This is a genomic window from Bacillus cereus group sp. BfR-BA-01380, from assembly GCF_022663535.1.
GTDB classification, from domain to species: domain Bacteria; phylum Bacillota; class Bacilli; order Bacillales; family Bacillaceae_G; genus Bacillus_A; species Bacillus_A cereus_BB.
In genome coordinates this window covers 39,154-58,759 of the sequence record NZ_JAKUFS010000023.1, presented here as the reverse complement: position 1 = coordinate 58,759, position 19,606 = coordinate 39,154, and the positions used below count along the sequence as shown (strand labels likewise).

The window sequence follows — 19,606 nt, the reverse complement described above, 5'->3', positions numbered from 1 at the left end:
CCTACAAGCAGCACTTTTTAATTTGTTTCATATATAATTTTACCTGTTTTACTTATATCATAACCACCAATAGCACGCAGTTCATTTTGAAATTCAGGAGAATGTAATACCGATTTTACTGTTTCAATTAGTTCAATGTTTTCTTCTGTTTTTAAAATTACTAAATCGTAACGTTCTTGTATAAGCGGAACAAAATCTACATTTACAATTTGCGCTACTTTTTCTGTCCCTACTCCTACATCAGCTTTTCCATTTGCTACTTGAGAAGCAACGCCAATATGATTTGATTCTTCCCAATCATAACCACAAATGCCCATTTTCGATATTCCGTTTATACGCAATTGTTCATCGACAAGAACACGAATACCTGATCCTCTTTCCCTATTTACAAATTGAATGGATGTATTACATAAATCATTCCATGTCTGCACTTGTTTCGGGTTTCCTTTCTGTACATAAAAACCTGATGTTCTTGATAATAAATTCATAACAATACAAGGCTGTCCAACTAAAATTCGTTTTACATACGGAATGTTGTATTCTCCCGTATCCCCATCGAATAAATGAAGACTAACAATATCTCCTTTTCCTTGATACATCTGAATCAAACTTGTTAAACTCCCTTGATATGCCCGTAGCATATTAGAAACTTTCAAACGGCTCTCTAAATGTTTCGTTAACATATCTAAAGATAAATCTTGTCCACTAATAATACAAGAATCAGATTTACTTGGCGGATTCATTACTTGCATAAGTGAAGAAACTACCTGTGCTTTTCCTGTTTTCATCTCTGTAATATATCGCTCTAAATCACTTGCATCAATACGCATTTGCCTACCGACTCGATAAGAGGGCAATTCACCTTTTTTAATCAAATCATACACTGTTAATTTTGATACTTTTAACCGCTTCGCTACTTCTTCTGTTGTGTAGGAATGATGATCCATAAACCGATTCCTCGCTTTCTGCCTTCATTGTAACAAAAATAGTAGTTTTTCTTCTATTTATTTTCACTATCGTGAGAAAAATCACAACATAACTAAATATAACTATTTATAATTAGTTATATTTAGTTATAATTAGACTGGGGAAAAAAGAAGGGAGAAATAAAGATGAACAAGTACACATTTCGTTTTATTTGCAGTATTTTATTCACACTACTTCTCGTAATAAGTACAGGATGTACGAACACAAATAAACAAGAAAAAACCACCGCTAAAGGAGAAAAGGTTGAACTTACCATTTCTGCAGCAGCTAGTTTACAAGATGCATTAAAAGAGATTCAAACACAATATGAAAAGAAAGAACCGAATACAAAGATCTCATTTAACTTCGGAGGTTCCGGCGCACTTCAACAGCAAATTGAACAAGGGGCTCCTGTTGATTTATTCTTCTCTGCCGCAGAGGATAAATTTCAAACACTCGTAACGAAAGGACTCATTGATCAAAAAGAAGGAAAAAACGTACTCGGCAATGAGTTAGTATTAGTCGTTCCTAAAGATAGTAACCTAAAAGATTTTCAATCGTTAAAAGACGGGCAAGTAACAAAAATTGCACTAGGTACACCTGAATCTGTTCCGGCTGGAAAATACGCAAAAGACGTGCTTACTCATTTAAATCTTTGGAACGACCTCCAAAATAAAATCGTATACACAAAAGATGTGCGCCAAGTATTAACATACGTGGAAACAGGAAGCGTTAATGCAGGGATTGTTTATAAAACAGATGCCCTTATTTCGAAGAAAGTAAACATTGCTAACACAGCATCGACAAATTCACACGAACCAATCCACTATCCATTAGGTATTGTAAAAGCAACGAAACATAAAAAAGAGGCAACTGCTTTTTATGAATATTTACAGTCTAAAGATGCTATAGCCATCTTCAAAAAATATGGTTTTACAGTGCTGTAATCGTAACGATGATATTTGATACATTTTGGTCACCTATCATTCTTTCACTAAAAGTTGCTGCACTTTCTATGATCATTGTGATGGTGTTCGGAACGATAATTGGCCGTGTTTTAGCTCGCTCCTCGAAGCGCTATAAAATTTTACTAGAAACAATTTTTCTATTACCGATGGTAATGCCCCCTACTGTAATTGGATTTTTTCTCATTATCATCTTCGGAAAAAACAGTCCGGTTGGTCAGGGGATAGAAACTTTGTTTCAACAATCTATTATGTTTACATCTTGGGCTGCTGTTATTGCTTCAACTGTAGTTGCATTTCCGCTTATGTACCAATCAGCAAAAACAGGCTTTATCATTGCCAATAAACAAATTGAAGACGGGGCTAGGGACCTTGGGGCAAATGAACTACAAGTGTTCCTATATGTAACATTACCACTCGCGTTCCCTTCTCTACTTGGCGGAATGATTTTAAGTTTCGTCCGTGCTCTAGGAGAGTTTGGTGCAACGCTTATGTTCGCTGGTAATATTCCCGGTAAAACACAAACGATTCCAACCGCAATTTACATGGCAATTGATGCAAGTAATATGCCGCTTGCATGGGCACTCGTTCTTACAACTGTCGGTATGTCGATTGTTTTTTTATTGCTCATTCAGTTTATAAATAAAAAAATAACATCTGTTTAACAGTAGTTTTCGACAAAGCTACTGTTTTTTATATTATTTCCCGCGAAATGAAATGGAATTTAGATATTTATGTAGAATTATAGAAAATAAGGGGGAATTATATGTATAACCAAACACTTTGTTTTATCCGAAACGACGATGAAATATTAATGCTAAATCGAGAAAAAGCACTGCTGCAAGGATTGTGGAATGGTGTTGGTGGCATTTATTGTCAACCTAAAACTGTATAAAATCGTATAAACCAATATTAAAACGTAGTATTTTATAAGATTTTTCAGAAACATCTTCTTTAAGTCCATTGTATTTTTCTTCGTAATTTTGTAAAATCAAAACAAGAACATTAGTTCGTTTTAGGGGTGGGGTGCTCATGGCAAAGAAGAAGGACTGTTTACAAGTAACATATATAGGCGTTTTTATTCATCCAGATGCAGTTTTAACACAAATATTGGATAAGTTGATGCGTAAATTTTTATCTTCTAAAAGATATTCTCGTGAACGAATATTCGAAGGGAAAACTCGTAAAGAAGTTGTAGAAAAAACAAAACAATTGTTCATTCCAAACTCTCGTTACATGAGAGACTCCTTTTTAGAAGCAGAAGCTTCTATTTCCTCACAAGAAGAACTCCTTCCTACATATGTTTTGCAAAATGATACGAAGATTGCAAAATTACATCAAGAAGTCGAGAAGTTAAAATCTTTCACACCTAAAAATGAAAAACAAACACTCCGAACGAAACAAAGGATTTTATATAAACAATCCAAAATCAAAAAACTTACAAAACAACGTAATTATTATCAACATCATATCGATAATGGAACTGTTCCTAAAATGGTAGATGGAACAAAAAAACGAATGGAACTTTTGAAAAAAGGGAAAATCACCAAAGAAGAATGGCGTGAAGTTAGAAGTGACTCTCTTTATTCTCGTGGGGAAAAGTCTAAAGGCGGAAATGAAAATATAAAATTAAGTTATGTAGAAGAAAATCTTTTTGAGATTGCCATTTTGAATCCGTTGAGTTCCAAGCGAAATGATCGGTTGCGTTTTACTGTTCGTTTTCCTGAAAAATTTGTACATGCCATCGCTTCTTATTTGGAAACAGGTGAATCCTATTCCATTCGTTTAAAACGAAGAAATGGCAGATACGAAGTTCATTTCACTTTAGAAGAAGAAATAACAACAAAACCTGATTTTTCAAAAGGCGTTGCAGGAATGGATATGAATCCAGATAACTTGTCTGTGACGATTATTCATGAAAAAGGAAATTTCCGTGCTTCTAGAGTGTTTTGGATGCATGATGTCAATACTGTACCTGCGAACAAACGAGACTTTATCATACAAGAAACATTGTATGAAGTTATGAGATGGATCCATTCATTTGGAGTAGATACCCTTGTAATTGAAAAATTGAAGTTTTTACAATCAGGTGGAAGTAAATCGTTTAATAGAATGGCAAGCAACTTTTCTTTTCGTAATATCATGAAGTCTCTATTTTCCATCTCTTTTAAAGAAAACATTGCCTTAATTGAAGTAGATGCTTATTATTCTAGCTTTATAGGTCGAGTAAAGTACCAGCAACAATATGGTTTATCTGTTCACCAAGCAGCTGCATTTGTGTTGGCTCGTAGGGGGATGGGGTTTGAAGAAAAAATTCCCAAGGAACTTCTGTCAGTCCTTTTTACAAGGGAAGTAAAAAAGGGACAGAAGGTATCAGACCTCTTCAAACATTGGAAAAAGGCGAAAAAGTGGTTTGATGATACAAAAAAAGAATTGAAAGATGTAGGAATTCACAACAATGGAATGTACTTCAAAGAGATATTAAGTTACAAGATAATAGATGCTCCATTTTAAAATAAAACTTTTAAGTCTATATTTCTGCATGGACAAGCCCTTTAGAGGCTGTGAAAATTCCAATGGAAGGATTGTTGTGTGGAACTATAGATAGCCCTGGTAACTCCAGCCCTGTGGTGTGCTTACGAGACCGAAAGACACAGGTGTTGTGCTAGACCCTAATCCAGCGGAGGGTCGGACCAATGTTTCTTTACCTCAAAAAACCTAAGAAAAATAAAATGTTATATGATTTTATATCATTTAGTATGGTTTTTTATGGTTTAGAGGGAGCTGGCAAAATGATAGAAACGGAAACACCAATGGCATGTATTCTACGTGAGATTGAGGAAAAAACAGGACTACATTTAACGGAGAAAGAAGTCACCTATAAAGGAACATTATCATGGACAAGTGACAGTACAAATTCCGATGGATTGTACCTTTTTACAGCTAACCTCCCGTCTCATATTTCTTATCACACTCCGAAAAAAGTAGATGAAGGAATTTTAGATTGGAAACACATTTCTTGGATTTTATCTAAAGAAAATAGAGGAATAAACGCTTTAACAAAGCATTTTTTACCCACTGTTTTACAAGATGAAAACATATACGATCATACTTCTGTTTTCGACAATAATCAGCTTGTACACTACGAACAAAAGGCACATGTAAATGTGAAATAGCCTCTTTAGCAGAGGCTATTTTGCTATATATTCCGGCAGTACCTGCAAGATACAGTCGGTTCTTCTTCTGTACTTCCTTGACTCAGACGCTCAAATTGTTTTACAAATCCCTTCGCTTCATAAAAGGGAATCCCTTTTTCATTCCCCTTTGCAACTGATACCCACTGCTCTAAAATCCCTTTTTCTTTTTGCATTTCTGTAAAATAATCTACTAACAATGTTCCGATTCCTTCTCTTCTTCGATTTGGATCTAAATAGAGGACAAAAATCTCTCCACACTTTTCACCTGTTGTGCCTCCACCAATTGCTCCAACAACTTTCTCGTTTTCCAATGCGACGAACCATCCATACCAATTTTCGTCGTTCGTCAGTACTTCCTTATGAATACGCTCATGATTATAGTATTCTTCAATGACACGATCGATATATTCCTGACTATGCAAACCATCATATGTCGCTAACCATCCATCTGTACAAACCTTTGCAATTCCTTCAACATGACTTACATTTGCTCTTACCACTTGAATCTGGTTTGTTTTCTTCTCTTGTGCTACATAACCTTCCATACTCTCTATCTCCCTTACATTCTATTTTTAGCCCCACTATATCAATAAAAATGGATAAAAAATCCAATCATTACGGTTAATTATATCTTCTAATTTTCACATAAACTATTACAATTTTCATATTCATAGAAATATACATTCTATTTTAATTTACTTTCTAAAAGAGGTTCTTTCCTGTTACTATATGGGGGTGCCAAAAAAGAGGGAAATGAAAACGCATTTATATAATGACAGCGTTCTCCTTATGAACATCACTACTTCATCGTTTTAACAATCGGTAATCCTCTACTTCTTAAGTGGAAAATTACCAATCGTTAGAACTCTGATATAACAAGAAGGGAGTCTTGTAATGGACATTTTATTAGCACTTCTTCCTGCATTAGCATGGGGAAATATTTTATTAATAAGTGTAAAAATGGGTGGCGGTGCATATAGCCAAACGGTAGGTATAACAATTGGCGCTCTATTCTTCGCAACAATTATGTATGCATTTACAACACCGGCACTACCTTTAACTATATTAATTGTTGGCTTTATTTCAGGTTTATTTTGGGCTTTAGGGCAAGTCAATCAATTAAAAACAGTTCAAACATTAGGCGTTTCAACAACAGTTACCATTTCAACAGGTATGCAGCTTGTAGCTACTTCTATCTTTGGGGTTATTGCCTTTCATGAGTGGACAACTACTACTACAATTATCATGGGAACGATTGCAATCCTCTTAATCGTAATCGGTGTTGTTTTAACTTCTTTAGATGATAAAGAAAATGCACAACCACCTGGACAATTGAAAAAGGGGTTACTTACTCTAATTGTTTCTACTTTTGGTTATTTTGTGTATGTAATCATTATTCGTTGGTACAACATTGATGGCTGGGCTGCTATTTTACCTCAAGCAGTTGGTATGTTTGTCGGAGCAGTTGTACTGACATTTAAGCATAAACCATTTAACAAATATGCAATTCGCAATATCTTATCTGGGCTACTTTGGGGAACCGGAAACTTATTCTTACTTCTTTCCTTACCACGAGTTGGTGTTGCAACGAGCTTCCCATTATCGCAAACAGGTATTGTAATTTCAACGTTTGGTGCAATTGTCTTCTTAGGTGAAAAGAAAACAAAACGTCAAATGGTATTTATCGCGCTTGGCAGTGCTTTAATTATCGGCGGTGCTATTCTTCTTGGTATGACAAAATCTTAATGATACATCCTAGTTTCGGACATGATACTTCCTGAGACTAGGATTTTTTTATATGCAAATCTTTTCTTTTTACAATGCTCTTTCATCAGTGTTATCGTTTTAGTAGTACATTTCCTACAGGAAGGATTAAAAGATATGCAAAAGGTATCCCCCTTCAAAGGATACCTTTTTCTTTATGCTTCATTCGCTTTTATTACAGTTTGATTTTTCTTAAGTAGGATAGATATTTTATACCCGACCATAGCGATTATTTGAGTCACTGCAATAATCATGCATAAAAACATGATATTTTTTGTTACATTCTCTCCTCCAAATATAATTGTATAATATCCATCTGCTGCGTATGTGGCAGGAAGTAATGTTCCAATTGTTTGATACGTATGTGATAACATGACATGCGGTACCATTAAACCAGCGCTCACAAGCTGTAAAGATAACGAAAGAATATTAAATAGCATTCCTGCATTTCCAAACAAATTAAGAAACATTTGCGTTAAAGAAAGAAAGGCAAAAAAGACAAGGATTTGAAACAACCAAACTGTAAATATCGGTTCCTGTATTTGAATATGAAAGAACTTCATCAAAGTAACTGTAATAATTGCCATTACTACAGCGACAACTATATTAATAAGTTGCCTTGAAAAGAAATTCCCCAAACCTCCTTCAACAAGTTGCGATGCTTTATATAACTCCATACTCATAATCATCGCTCCTACAAATGATGCTAACACGATCATAAGCGGCACCATGTTGACGGAAAATCCTTTCACATCATTTACTTTATGAATCGTAAATCCAATCGAGTCTTCCGTTAATCCTTTTATTGCTTCTGTGCTGCCTGGTTCCATAGCTTGCAACTTCCCAGCAACCACTTGCTGTTTATAGCTTGATACCTCTTTATTTACATTATCACGAACTTGCTTCGCGGCTCCTTCCATCATCTGCTTTGCCATCATAGCGTTTGCTTGGTTAATATGGAAATTTAAATTTGCCTTTCCTTTTTCACTAATGTCCTTTGAAAAAGAAGATGGAATTTCAATAATCATATCGTATACGTGTTCATCCATTTCCTCTTTCGCGTTTTCTATAGACTTCTCTTTCTTTACTTGAAAGGGAAGGTTTTTCTGTAAACCTTGTGCTATTTTACTTCCCATGTTCGTATCTTGATTCACAATAGCAATACGCATTTGATTTGCTCTTTCATATACCCCATCATACGCTGTTAACCAAACACAAAAGAAAATAAGTTGGAATGCCAATGCCACCACAATCCCTACATACGTACCCGGTATTTTTAAAAACTGTTTAAATGTATTCATCTTTTCCTCCTTAGCAAGTAAGTACATACTTGCATTTGTTTTTAAATAAATACTAGGGTCTTAATGCCCTAGCATATAAGGTTATATTATTTTCAATAAAATTCTCATCATTGATCTCTATGAGTCGATTTTCAAAACGTAATTTGGATAGAAAATAACCAAAATTAATCCATATGAAGTTCATTACTTGCGCTTCAATATTTGTATGAATAATTTTTCCTTCTTGCTGCATCTTTTCAAAATAAATCATCAATTCTTCTTTTAACCCTTTTGGTATCTTAGAAATTTCATCGTCTAATTCAGGAAATTCACCTGTTTCGCGTATACCAATGGAAATGATGTCTTTCGCTTCATTCAAAAATTTATGATAGTGTCTTGCCAAATTCTTCAAATCTGTTTCTATTTCCCACACAATTTCTGTTTGTAAAAAATGTTTTAAATGCGGTACATATGAAAATTCATAAACGGCTGCTTCAATGATACCCTTTTTGTTCTTAAAATTACGAAATATTGTTACTTCATTGACGCCAGCACGCATTGCGATTTCTTTCGTTGTTGCTGCTTTATATCCTTTTTCTTTCACTAACTCAATTGCTGCTTGAATAATTTTCTCTGCTGTCTTTGAGCGCGCCATACAATCCTCTCTTTCTAATGCAAGTGATCACTTACATTTAGATTATATAACTTTTCTAATTATTGTCAATCCACTTTTTGTAAATCATTAAGAACGATACTCGTACAGACAACCAAGAAACTGAAATACAGTTAATATAAAACTAAATAAAAGCATGACTAACATACTCATATGTAACGATGGTTGAAAAATAGTAATTGCTCCCCAAACACTTATACTGAAAAAGAGAAATTGAGCAATGACTCCCGTTGGTTTCAACCATATCCTTGTTTTTTGTTTTGTAATCTTCACTAAAAATCCGCTAACCGAAAATAAGGTTAATGTAATAAATGCTAGCCACCTTCCATAAGCAACATCATAAGGTTCAATTTGACTCGGGAATATGAAATGAATAATACGAAATAATAGAATGCCAATACCGATACAAATAATTAATCCAAGTAAACATTCTATACTAGCCTTAAACAGAGATTTTAAAATTGGCTTGCTTTTCCCTATTACTTCTATCATTTCACTCAGCACACCAATTATAAAGAGTACAAAAAACCATATAAAGAAATAAAAAGGCGTTTCTAATTTTAATAATTCCGATATTGAATAGAATAACATTTTCCACATGTGTTCTTTCTCACCTTTACTTATTCTTCTATGTCTTCAAACTGCAAATTCATAGGTTCTTTAGAAAGAGTCTCATAAAAATTTTCCGCTAAGTCCGTTGACGGTACCTTTTCATCAACTTCATCCAATCGAAAACTATCCGCCCATATACAGCCTTCTCCTGATAATAAAATGCCAAATGCAATTCCGAGCGCCTCTTCTTTTATGTCTAGTACAACTGAATAAGGCTCCCAGTTTGTCGTATTTTTAATTGGACGATTTTGCATATTATCCATAGCTAATGGCTCTGTATCTTTTCCATCTACACGCATCCACAGCCCTGCCCAATCTTTTACATTCTCACTTTTAATAAAAGCCGTTAGACGCAAACGCTTCCCCCTATATTTGTCCGCTTTAAATATCTGCATTAACGTTGTAAACCCGCCATGTGTAACACCTTCTCTCGCTTGTATATAAGCTGATGCTCTTCCTTGATGAACAGTCTCATAATCTAATCCCATTTCGTATTCTGTAGGATGACTTCCGCTTAATACCCAGCCTTTCGGTAATCCTTTTTGCATTGAAACACCCTCTCTTTCTATATAAAAAGATTGAAAATATGTCCGATACCTTTTCGGTGGTAAATGAAACATACCTTTAAATGCTCTAGTAAATGCTTCTTGTGAAGAGAACCCATACTGCACCGCAATGTCTAATATAGATTGATTTGTCATCACTAATGCCTGCGCCGCATATGTTAATCGTCTCTTCCGAATATATGCGTTGACGCTCATTCCAATATTGTCTTGAAAAACCCGATGAAAATGATACATAGACATAGCACAATAAGAAGCTATTTCTTCTAAAGTCAGTTCTTCTTCAATATGCTTTTCCATATAATCAATTGCACGTTTTAATAGTTCATCATACCCTCTGCACACTCACCATTCCTCCTTACATTTCCAATTTAACATAAATCTTCTATCTATTTTTTGATTTAAATTGCGATATTCCTCTCCTCGATACATAGAAATTAGAAAACCTTTTCGTACTCATGCCGTTTCCCTTAATGACAAGGTATATATCAAAAAAGAAGTGATTGCTCCCAAAAACATGACATTTTCCAAGCCTTTGGAACAACCACTTCTTCTTTATGTTTCATTTTCTTATTACAAAAAATTATTCCTTTCTCTTACATAAAAAGATAAATATTGGAAAGACTTTTATTGAAAACTACTAAGGAGGCACACAAAATGAGAATCTTATTTTCAATCCTTTTAGCATTCATGCTATTACCTGCAATGACAGGGTGTACACCTAAGAAACAGGATACAACTACTAACAAGAAAACAACAGAAGGGACAAAAAATGAAGTAAATCAAGATTTAAAATTAAGTTTTAATGAATTCGACTTAAGGGCAAATTTTCAAGATACAAAGAAAGACTATGAAGCAGACTATAAACATAAAAAAGCAAGTGAAAAACCAGAAGCAAAACTAGACGATAGTAAAACAAATGAAAAGTTGGCTGGAGATGAAGCAATAAATAAATTGGCTCCACTCTTACAGCAACTAAAATTTGATAAAGACACAAAAGATGAAGATGTCATTAATCAAGTAGTAGATGTATTCCAACTCGATAAAGACTATGAAAAATTCGACTTAAAAGTTGTCTTTACAGATGGAACGAAAAAAGAATATAAAGTACCAAAGTAAAAGCGAACTCTAAAAGTACACCTATATTTATAGCGACGAAGATCCGAACGTATGGATTGAACGCTCACTTACAATGAATAAAAATAAAGTAGCCTTTTTAACTCTTGTCTAAAAGGGCTACTTTCTAAATTTTTTTACCTTTCATTCTCCATCTTGAAGTGAGGGTCTTACCGCTCGCCAATAGCGGGATAAAATAAAAATAACTTTGTTTGGAAACAAAGTTATTTCGCTGTCTTCTCTTCTTTTTTAAAGCGGTCATAATAATTAATTGCTGTAGACAGGTGCACCTCAATATCGCGAATTAATGAAGAATTTTCTTCTTTCGCTACTCGTTCTAATTTTTTCATCGCTTGTTCTGTTTCGTTTAAAAAACCTGCGTATAACTCATTTTCTCTTTCTTTTGACTTTGGAACCCGAATTTCTTTACGCACATTCTCAATATCTGCTAACGTATTGTCCGTTAACTTTTGTACGTCTTCTTTAAACTTTGGGAGTTTCATTGCCTTTCCAGACTCCTCTTCCGCTTCTTTCCAAAGCTTCATAGCCTCATTTACTTCTTTATTAATCTTTTCTTCATATTGACTATGAACAGATTGATACACTTTCATATCTTCAGGATTGTCTTCTTTATGATTTGCTTGCTCTACTTTGTCTTTCGTTTCTTGTTTTGCTTCTTTATTACTAGTACATCCTGTTAATAGTAATGCACTACTAAGCAGAATCGCACCCCAAGCTTTTTGCTTCATCTCAACTGCTCCTTTTATTCACCGTATGTCTTCTCTCATTATTATAGCGATAACGAGTAAAAATTTACACGTATCTGCTCTCTATTATACCTACAGCAATATTCTGTTCACAATTTCGTCACTTTATCCACTACATGATAAAACACTTAAATCTTCATTTTATTAACCTGAATAAAATGAATGAGGTAATACAAACTAACAATGGAACATTTATGTACATCCAAAAGGAGGAGATACTCATGAAAAAGCTACTCTTGAAATTCACACGATTGCTTATGTCTTGTACTTTCCTCTTGTTGCCAGTAAATATGCAATGGACCTTCCGTCTGTGGAGGTCTTACTGCCCCCAAAAATAGTAGAACTAAAAAAAACTATCCACCTACTGTAGTGGATAGCTCCCTTTCTCATTATATTCTACAAAATTACTGCTTATGCACTATACAGCTTCCTTCGCCCCCGTTAATGCTTCTGTACCCGAAACGGCTTCTGCATGCTTTGCTTCATCAAATTCGTTTTCACTCTTTGCAACAACGATTGTCGCAATCCCGTTTCCAATTAAGTTTACAATGGCTCTTCCTTCACTCATAAAGCGATCGACTCCAAGAAGTAATGCTAATCCTTCTAAAGGAATAACCTTTAGCGCAGCTAACGTAGACGCTAATACAATAAATCCACTTCCTGTCACACCTGCAGCTCCTTTGGATGTTAACATTAGCACTAGAATAATCGTAACTTGCTGTCCAACTGTTAGATCGATACCAAATACTTGTGCTAAAAAGACAACCGACATGGATAAATAAATAGACGTACCATCAAGATTAAAGGAATAACCTGTTGGAATAACGAGACCAACAACAGATTTTGAACATCCGTATTTCTCCATCTTGTTCATCATTCTTGGCAATGCAGATTCGGAAGAACTTGTTCCCAATACAATTAATATCTCATCTCGAATAAACTTTAAATAATTCCATAAACTAAATCCATATATCTTACAAATAATATTTAAAACAACAAAAACGAATAAAAACATCGTTATATATACTGACATCATTAATTTTCCAAGTGGTGCAAGCGAAGCAAGGCCAAAGTGACCGATTGTATATGCCATAGCACCAAATGCCCCGATCGGCGCAGCTTTCATTACATAGCCAATAATTTTAAAGAATACGTGTGAAAGTTTGTCTAAGAAATCAATGACTGAGTTTCCTTTTTCCCCAAGAGCCGCTAACCCTACACCAAATAAAATCGAAAAGAATAATACTTGTAAAATATCACCTTTCGCAAATGCATCAACCATATTAGACGGAACGATATGGGTTACAAAGTCAATCCAATTAAGGCTATGTCCCCCGTTTTGTGTATATTTTGATACGTCCCCTTTTGCAAGCTCATTAAAGTTAAGGCCTTCTCCTGGTTTCATAACATTTACAACAATTAAACCAACAATAAGTGCAAATGTCGTTACCACCTCAAAATAAATAAGAGCTTTTCCGCCGACTTTACCAACCTTTTTCATATCTCCCATTTTGGCAATACCGAGTACAATTGTTAAAAAAATAATCGGTGCAATTACCATTTTTACCGCATTGATAAACGTGTCACCTAACGGCTTCATTTCTTTACCAACACTTGGCCAAAGTAATCCAACTAACACCCCAAGCGCAATAGCCGCTAATACTTGAAAGGTTAAGTTTTTAAAGAGTCGTTTCACCTTTCTTCTCACTCCCCTGATTTTTCTAAATTTTCTCTCTGTTTATTTCTAACATAATGATAGCGTTTACATGGAAAAGTGAGAAGTTTATGGTCATAACGAATATTTTGTTCATTTTGGTCTTAGTCTTTCGTTTCTCGAAACATATAACGATTAATCGGTCTTCCAACGCCGCCATACTGAACTGCCAGATGAATGACACCTCTTTTTTCTAAATAATCTAAGTAACGACGAGCCGTCACTCTAGCGATCCCAATTGCACGTGCCGCATCTTCAGCAGAGAGAGGTTCTTCTTGCTGTTTTACATACGTTATAATTTCATTTAATGTAAACTTGTTCAAACCTTTTGGCAAATTGCTCATCGTTCTCTCAGAACGCCCAGAATATAGTAATAAATCCAGCTGCTCCTGTGAAATAGATCCAGAATCTCTCAAACTTATTCTATATTGACGATACTTCTCTAATGCTTGCTGAATACGATGCAGTTTAAAAGGTTTAATAATATAATCTATGGCTCCATTTTGCAGCATGAGTTTAATTGTTTCCCTATCTTTAGCAGCAGACACAACAATTACATCCGTTTCTAATTGTTGTTTTCGAAATTCCTGCAATACCTGAATACCATCCTTTTTAGGCATAAAGATATCTAAAATAACAAGATCTGGATTCATTTCTTTTACAAAGCTAACCCCTTCCTCGCCATTGTTTGCGACAGCGATTACTTGAAACCCTTTTACACTTCTTATAAACTCTTTATTTACTTCTTGAACCATTGGGTCATCTTCTATTAGCACTACTTTAAATTCCTCTTTATACGCCATACAATTCCGCCTCCATCTCCATTGGAAAAGTAATGATAAAGGTAGTTCCTTCACCTTCAAAAGATGAAATTCTAATTTCTCCTCTCCCCTTTTCAATAATTTGTTTTACTAGAAAAAGACCATAACCTGTCCCGTCACGTTTATTCACAGTAAACCCTTTCTCATATAACCTTGGTAAATATTCTTCTTTTATTCCACATCCATTATCTTCAATCAAGATCGCGCACACGTCCTCTGACTGCTCAATACTAATATCAATTCTTTTATTCGCGGTCTCAATTTGTTCAAACGATCCAAATGCATTTTCTATTAAATTCCCTAATAATACAACGAAATCATGTTGATCTAATTGATACGGAAAAGCCTCCAAATAGCTATTTTGATCAATACTCACATGAATTCCAAGTTCTTTCCCTCTACTTATTTTACTTAAAAGAAGACCTGCAACGGCATCATTTTTAATTGTCTCATTTAAAAAATTAGTTACACTCTCCTGCTCTTCTGAAGTGTTATAAGCAAGTTGTAATGCCTTGTCAGCCTTACCGAGCTGAATTAAGCCTGCTATTGTATGAAGTTTATTCATATGCTCATGACTTTGCACACGCAATGCTTCAACAAAGTTCTTCACCCCAGTTAATTCTTCCGCAAGCTTCGTTACCTCCGTACGATCTTGGAAAATTGCCACAGCTCCGATTAATTCATTATCCTTTTTAATAGGTATACGATTACTTAAAATGACCTTTCCGCTTACTTTTATCTCTTCATTGTATACCGCTTGATTTTTCTCCACGATTTCTGGAAGCCTTGTATCCTGTAATATGCTACGAATAGGCTGTCCTACAACATCTCCTTTTACATGAAAAACTTGCTTCGCTTTCTCATTAAAAACCGTAATCATTTCTTGATTATCAATCGCAATTACTCCCTCATTCATTGAATGAAAAGTTGCTGTTCTTTCTTCAAGTATTCTTTTAATCTCATATGGCTCTAACTGAAACATTTGTTTTTTTATATGATTAGCAAGCATTAATGAACCTATGAATCCAAGTATTAAAGTTAAGATAACTATAAAAAGAATTTCTCCCCCTAATTCGCTCATAATCTCAAAGAAGTTGGGTATTTTATTTCCTACAACAACAACACCAATTTGGTTTAAATTTTGATCTTTAATGGGCATAAAAGCACGAATGACAGTACCTATTTCTCCCTTTGCTTTTGAAAAATAAATATGTTCTGCAAATGCCGGTTCTTCATCTGCTCCTTTTGAAACTTTTCCAATCATTTCTTTTACGGGATGCGAATACCGAACTCGTTCCATATTCATGATCACAATATAATTTGTTTCATTAATGACTCTAATATTTTCAATAACAGAATTTAATGTTACCCATCCATTTGTTTCTTGAAGAGACTTCTTTACATCTGACATTTCTGCTACCGTTCGCGCTGTATTCATAGATCTAATTCTTAATTCTTTCTCTTCTTTTTGTTGAATATTTGCAACTACAATCCCTCCACCAATCATGAGTGAAACGATAACAACTGCATAAGAAAGAATCGTAATCTTCCAACGGATTGATAAATTCCTCATACTTAGTCCTCCTTTCCCCTAAAAGCATCTTTACGAATAGAAATCTTCTCGGTATGCTTACAATAAAGTGAAACTTCCATCAGTGGTTTTTTTCATCCCCCACTGATGGAAAGCCCTCACCAATCGGGCTTTTACGGACAGTCATCCCCCACCTAACTTCTTAAGAAAAGCGGAAGCGGCTCGCTCAGAATTGCAGGGCGCCCACGTACCCGACAGAGAGGCGCTTTTTGCCTCGTCCGAGGGGGGGGGCGAAACGACCGGCGATTCTAGCCGCTAGAGCTGGACAATGCTTCTCTCTAAATCTTGAGGGGGGGCTTACGGGATAACAACTTCAAAAGGAGAACGAAGATGAAAAAAGCAGCTATTTTTATACTCCTTTTTATCACTTTTATTGCAAGCGCTTTATTTATTAATTATCAGAGTCATTCTCCTCACAATGAACTCTCATATGACGATGACCAAGAAGGACTAAAAGACCAAATCGTTTTCAAATTTAGCCACGTTGTTGCAGAAAACACACCGAAAGGACTTGCTGCTAACAAATTTGCGGAACTCGTGAACGAAAAATCAAATGGTAAAATAAAAATAGAAGTCTTTCCTAACGGAAGCTTATATTCTGATATAGAAGAATTTCGCGCTTTAAAATCGGGACAAGTGCAATTTATTGCTCCCTCTACATCAAAACTTGGAACGTTCTCTCCGGAATGGGGCGTACTTGATTTACCATTTGCTTTTTCAAGTTATGAAGCCTTGCAAGAAGGACTAAACGGAAAAATTGGGGAACAATTACTTCAATCCTTACAAAAAGATGGAATAAAAGGGCTTGCTCACTGGTCCAACGGCTTTAAACAGATCACTTCAAACAAAGGACCTATTTATACACCCAAAGATATACAAGGACAATCTTTTCGCATTATGCAAAGTAATGTCATCCAATCTCAATTTGATTTATTAAAAGCTAATGCACATCAAGATTCATTCAACTCTACCTATCAATTAATTGAGTCAGGAAAAGTTGACGGTGAAGAAAATACCATTTCAAATATCTACTCTAAAAAATTCTATAACGTTCAAAACTATTTGACAATTAGTAATCACGGATATTTAGGATATGTTGTCATGATGGATCAAAATACCTGGAACAAACAAACGGAAAAAACGAAACAAATATTAATAGAGGCAATGAAAGAAACTACCGCCTGGAATAATCAACAAGCCGCCCAAATAAATAAAGAACAACTTGAACTTATTAAACAAAATTCATCGATTCAAATTCATGAACTAAACAATGAACAACGAAAAGATTGGGAAATAGTACTATTACCCTTATATGATAAACTTGCACCCACGATTGGAGAAGATTTGGTAGAAGAGTTGAAGGAATTACAAAAGAAGTATCGCGCACAAACACCATAATAGTAAAAAAACATCCGTCCGTTCTTAAGATCATAAACGGACGGATTCCCTATTATAATAGGGAATCCCAAATCATAATTATATAAGTCTCAAGACCCTTTACATCGCGATGAAAAAAAGGAGACGTACAATCAAGTGGCATTTCCGCAGTATCAAAACACCACGAATGATTGACGTGAATCAAAGGTGTTGTTAAAATTATTACTGGAATTAATGTGAAAGTACTCACAAAGTTTAATCCTCAATGTGAAAATATTCACAAACATTGCCCTTATTTCTTAAAAAAGGAGTTATACGTTATGAAAAGAATCGTAACACTGAGCACTCGTAAACTGACGGATACGGTAAAACATGGTGGATGTGGTGCATGCCAAACATCTTGCCAATCCGCTTGCAAAACGTCTTGCGGAGTTGCAAATCAAAAGTGTGAAAACACAATGAACAGATAGAAAACAAGAAATGTACCGCCCAGCTGCTTCCCAGATGGGCGGCCATTTTTATCCCGTATTAACAGACATGACGGAAGTTTCACTTTATAGATAAAAGGAGCTTGATTATCAAGTATGATTCATCAATATAAACTAAACGGATACAACATTGTGCTCGACACCTACAGTGGATCGGTACATGTTGTCGACGATCTCGCCTATGAAATCATCGCGCTTTATGAGACTACTTCTGCGGAAGAAATCGTTACAATGATACTGGAAAAATACGCACATGATTCCACCATCTCTGAGAAGGATATTCGAGAAACAATCGCAGATATCGAAGAACTGAAAAATGATGGGCAACTCTTTACTGAGGATGAATATAAAGATCTTTCAATTGATTTAAGAAATCGCCAAACTTATGTAAAGGCCCTCTGTTTCAACGTCGCACATACATGTAATCTTTCATGCGAATACTGCTTCGCCAGCCAAGGAAAATACAACGGAAGTAGAGCGATCATGAGCTATGAGGTTGGCAAAAGAGCTATCGATTACCTATTGGAGAACTCCGGTCACCACCGAAACCTCGACGTCGACTTCTTCGGTGGAGAACCGCTTATGGCTTGGAAAGTTGTTAAACAGATTGTCGCTTACGCAAGAAGCAAAGAAAAAGAGTACAAAAAAACTTTTCGCTTCACCTTCACTACAAACGGCATGTTGCTCAGCGATGAAGTCACCGATTTCTTGAATAAGGAAATGTACAATGTCGTATTAAGTCTTGATGGAAGAAAAGAAGTCCACGATCACCTTCGTAGAACAGTAACTGGAAAGGGAAGCTACGATTATATCGTTCCGAAGTTCCAGGAATTCGTTGAAAAGCGTGGAGATAAAGAATACTATGTGCGTGGAACCTACACTCACAACAACGTCGACTTCACCAATGACATTTTTCATATTGCAGATCTTGGTTTCGACAAACTCTCGATGGAACCGGTTATCTGTGATCCCCGGGAACCATATGCGCTCACTGAAGAGGACCTCCCAGAGATTTACAACCAGTACGAAATTCTCGCCAAGGAAATGCTAAAGCGCGGGGAAGAAGGCAATGGCTTCACCTTCTACCATTACATGCTTGACCTCTCTGAAGGTCCTTGCATTCAAAAGAGAATTTCCGGATGTGGCTCAGGAACCGAATATCTCGCTGTCACACCATGGGGCGAGCTCTTCCCTTGCCACCAATTTGTCGGGGACGAAGAATACAGCATGGGAAACATCTGGGATGGGATCACAAAACCAGAAACAGAGTGCCAATTTAAAGAGAGCAACTGCTACTCGAAACCGGAATGTCAGGACTGCTGGGCGAAACTTTACTGCAGTGGCGGTTGCCCTGCCAACGCGCTGCACGCAACCGGCTCCCTCAATGGAATCTATGATTTCAGTTGTGACATCTTCCGTAAGAGAGTGGAATGCTCCATGATGGTTAAAATAGCCGAATCCATCAGAGCTATGGAAAAAAACGAACAAGTAGTGGCTGAATAAGCCCAAAGATATAATAAGAGGCTGAGACATAAAGTGAAGCTTCCATCAGTGGGGGTTTTCTTCATCCCCCACTGATGGTTAGCCCGTCGAATCGGGCTTTTACGGACAGTTATCCCCCACCTATCTTCTTTAGAAAAGCGGAAGCGGCTCGCTCAGAATCTTGCGGTGGGGGTCTTACTGTCCGTTAATGCGGGATAAATCGAAAATTT

General features: G+C 35.8%; 20 protein-coding genes. 10 read left to right on the top strand and 10 right to left on the bottom strand.

Annotated elements, in window-relative coordinates; translation table 11 throughout:
- Positions 1–17: 17 nt before the first annotated feature.
- Positions 18–947 carry a substrate-binding domain-containing protein gene (locus tag MR076_RS19180; RefSeq protein WP_242223236.1) on the bottom strand — a complete coding sequence of 310 codons (930 nt, stop codon included), beginning with the start codon at positions 945–947 and terminating at the stop codon, positions 18–20.
- Between the two features lie 165 nt (positions 948–1,112).
- Between MR076_RS19180 and modA the strand changes: the two genes are divergently transcribed.
- From modA to MR076_RS19155, 5 genes are all read left to right on the top strand, one after another.
- Positions 1,113–1,913 carry a molybdate ABC transporter substrate-binding protein gene (gene modA, locus MR076_RS19175; protein WP_242223216.1) on the top strand — a complete coding sequence of 267 codons (801 nt, stop codon included), beginning with the start codon at positions 1,113–1,115 and terminating at the stop codon, positions 1,911–1,913.
- Positions 1,914–1,921: 8 nt separating this feature from the next.
- On the top strand, positions 1,922–2,596 hold the full coding sequence (gene modB / locus MR076_RS19170; protein WP_242223213.1) for a molybdate ABC transporter permease subunit: 675 nt from the start codon (positions 1,922–1,924) through the stop codon (positions 2,594–2,596).
- Positions 2,597–2,697: 101 nt separating this feature from the next.
- Entirely contained in the window at positions 2,698–2,826 is a 129-nt protein-coding gene (locus tag MR076_RS19165) for an NUDIX hydrolase (RefSeq protein ID WP_396021718.1), read from the top strand.
- Positions 2,827–2,963: 137 nt separating this feature from the next.
- Positions 2,964–4,445 (top strand): hypothetical protein, encoded by a 1,482-nt coding sequence (locus MR076_RS19160; protein ID WP_242223211.1) that lies wholly within the window; start codon positions 2,964–2,966, stop codon positions 4,443–4,445.
- 278 nt (positions 4,446–4,723) lie between these two features.
- Entirely contained in the window at positions 4,724–5,107 is a 384-nt protein-coding gene (locus MR076_RS19155; protein WP_242223209.1) for an NUDIX hydrolase, read from the top strand.
- Positions 5,108–5,130: 23 nt separating this feature from the next.
- On the opposite strand, the gene MR076_RS19150 is transcribed toward MR076_RS19155, so the two are convergent.
- On the bottom strand, positions 5,131–5,673 hold the full coding sequence (locus MR076_RS19150; protein ID WP_242223208.1) for a GNAT family N-acetyltransferase: 543 nt from the start codon (positions 5,671–5,673) through the stop codon (positions 5,131–5,133).
- 349 nt (positions 5,674–6,022) lie between these two features.
- On the opposite strand from MR076_RS19150, the gene MR076_RS19145 reads away from it, so the two are divergent.
- Positions 6,023–6,874, top strand: a complete 852-nt coding sequence (locus MR076_RS19145; RefSeq protein ID WP_242223206.1) for a GRP family sugar transporter — start codon at positions 6,023–6,025, stop codon at positions 6,872–6,874.
- A 173-nt stretch (positions 6,875–7,047) separates the two neighbouring features.
- On the opposite strand, the gene MR076_RS19140 is transcribed toward MR076_RS19145, so the two are convergent.
- From MR076_RS19140 to MR076_RS19125, 4 genes are all read right to left on the bottom strand, one after another.
- Entirely contained in the window at positions 7,048–8,193 is a 1,146-nt protein-coding gene (locus tag MR076_RS19140; protein ID WP_242223204.1) for a YhgE/Pip domain-containing protein, read from the bottom strand.
- Positions 8,194–8,245: 52 nt separating this feature from the next.
- Entirely contained in the window at positions 8,246–8,827 is a 582-nt protein-coding gene (locus MR076_RS19135; protein WP_242223201.1) for a TetR/AcrR family transcriptional regulator, read from the bottom strand.
- A gap of 87 nt (positions 8,828–8,914) precedes the next feature.
- Positions 8,915–9,445, bottom strand: a complete 531-nt coding sequence (locus MR076_RS19130) for a DUF5823 family protein (protein WP_242223199.1) — start codon at positions 9,443–9,445, stop codon at positions 8,915–8,917.
- 20 nt (positions 9,446–9,465) lie between these two features.
- Entirely contained in the window at positions 9,466–10,320 is an 855-nt protein-coding gene (locus MR076_RS19125; RefSeq protein WP_277928547.1) for a helix-turn-helix transcriptional regulator, read from the bottom strand.
- A 357-nt stretch (positions 10,321–10,677) separates the two neighbouring features.
- On the opposite strand from MR076_RS19125, the gene MR076_RS19120 reads away from it, so the two are divergent.
- On the top strand, positions 10,678–11,139 hold the full coding sequence (locus tag MR076_RS19120; protein WP_242223195.1) for a YusW family protein: 462 nt from the start codon (positions 10,678–10,680) through the stop codon (positions 11,137–11,139).
- 221 nt (positions 11,140–11,360) lie between these two features.
- Here the strand turns inward: MR076_RS19120 and MR076_RS19115 are convergent, their stop codons facing one another.
- From MR076_RS19115 to MR076_RS19100, 4 genes are all read right to left on the bottom strand, one after another.
- Complete coding sequence (locus tag MR076_RS19115) at positions 11,361–11,885, bottom strand: hypothetical protein (RefSeq protein ID WP_242223193.1); 525 nt, start codon at positions 11,883–11,885, stop codon at positions 11,361–11,363.
- 436 nt (positions 11,886–12,321) lie between these two features.
- Positions 12,322–13,599, bottom strand: a complete 1,278-nt coding sequence (gene dctP, locus MR076_RS19110) for a C4-dicarboxylate transporter DctP (RefSeq protein WP_242223191.1) — start codon at positions 13,597–13,599, stop codon at positions 12,322–12,324.
- Between the two features lie 122 nt (positions 13,600–13,721).
- Positions 13,722–14,420 carry a response regulator gene (locus MR076_RS19105; RefSeq protein ID WP_242223189.1) on the bottom strand — a complete coding sequence of 233 codons (699 nt, stop codon included), beginning with the start codon at positions 14,418–14,420 and terminating at the stop codon, positions 13,722–13,724.
- Positions 14,410–16,011: an ATP-binding protein gene (locus MR076_RS19100; protein WP_242223187.1), complete on the bottom strand. Its 1,602-nt coding sequence runs from the start codon at positions 16,009–16,011 to the stop codon at positions 14,410–14,412. The genes MR076_RS19105 and MR076_RS19100 overlap by 11 nt, the downstream gene beginning before the upstream one ends.
- Before the next feature lie 348 nt (positions 16,012–16,359).
- Here MR076_RS19100 and MR076_RS19095 point away from each other — a divergent pair, with 348 nt between their 5' ends.
- The 3 genes from MR076_RS19095 (at position 16,360) to scfB (ending at position 19,397) form a co-directional block, all read left to right on the top strand.
- A complete protein-coding gene (locus MR076_RS19095; RefSeq protein ID WP_242223184.1) occupies positions 16,360–17,427 on the top strand; it encodes a TRAP transporter substrate-binding protein in 1,068 nt (355 codons plus the stop codon).
- Between the two features lie 299 nt (positions 17,428–17,726).
- A complete protein-coding gene (gene scfA, locus MR076_RS19090; RefSeq protein ID WP_079999468.1) occupies positions 17,727–17,876 on the top strand; it encodes a six-cysteine ranthipeptide SCIFF in 150 nt (49 codons plus the stop codon).
- Between the two features lie 114 nt (positions 17,877–17,990).
- Complete coding sequence (gene scfB, locus MR076_RS19085) at positions 17,991–19,397, top strand: thioether cross-link-forming SCIFF peptide maturase (RefSeq protein WP_242223182.1); 1,407 nt, start codon at positions 17,991–17,993, stop codon at positions 19,395–19,397.
- The last annotated feature ends 209 nt before the right edge of the window (positions 19,398–19,606 follow it).